Below are 589 nucleotides of genomic sequence, written 5' to 3' on the forward strand. Positions count from 1 at the left end.
GCAATCAATGCGGTTAAGGATACAACCGGAGTTGAAGCTTCTAGAGATGAAAATGGTAAACTTGTTTTAACTTCAAGAGATGGTAGAGGTATTAAAATAACCGGAGATATTGGTGGCGGTGCTGGTATTATACAAAAAGAGAATTATGGAAGATTGTCTTTAGTTAAAAACGATGGACGAGATATCAATATAAGTGGAACCAATCTTAGTGCTATAGGTATGGGAGCATCTGATCTTATCTCTCAATCTTCAGTATCTTTAAGAGAATCCAAAGGACAAATTGATGCTAATACTGCTGATGCTATGGGCTTTAATGCTTATGGTGGTGGTGGAAAACAAGTTGTGGTTGGAGTAAGTTCTATTAGTGCTTATATGGATCAAGCTGGAAGCGGTTTCTCTGGAGGTTCTGGTTTTTCTGTAGGATCTGGAAAAGACTTTTCAACAATGTTAACTAATTCTATTATAGTTGTCTCAAGCATGACAACAAATGATGCAATTAGTGTTTATAATGTTTCTAAAGGTTCTGGTTTTTCTTCTGGTTCTGGACAATCTCAATTTGCCACTTTAAAAACTTCAGCAGGAAATAAAG

General features: G+C 36.2%; 1 protein-coding gene. It reads left to right on the plus strand.

The genetic code is table 11. The annotated features are described in order from the left end of the window. Positions 1–589 (plus strand): flagellin hook IN motif-containing protein (locus H2279_RS08675; RefSeq protein ID WP_337196293.1); only part of this gene is annotated, 589 nt, incomplete at both ends.

The organism is Campylobacter sp. B0100352/1, from assembly GCF_020135855.1.
GTDB lineage: Bacteria > Campylobacterota > Campylobacteria > Campylobacterales > Campylobacteraceae > Campylobacter_D > Campylobacter_D taeniopygiae.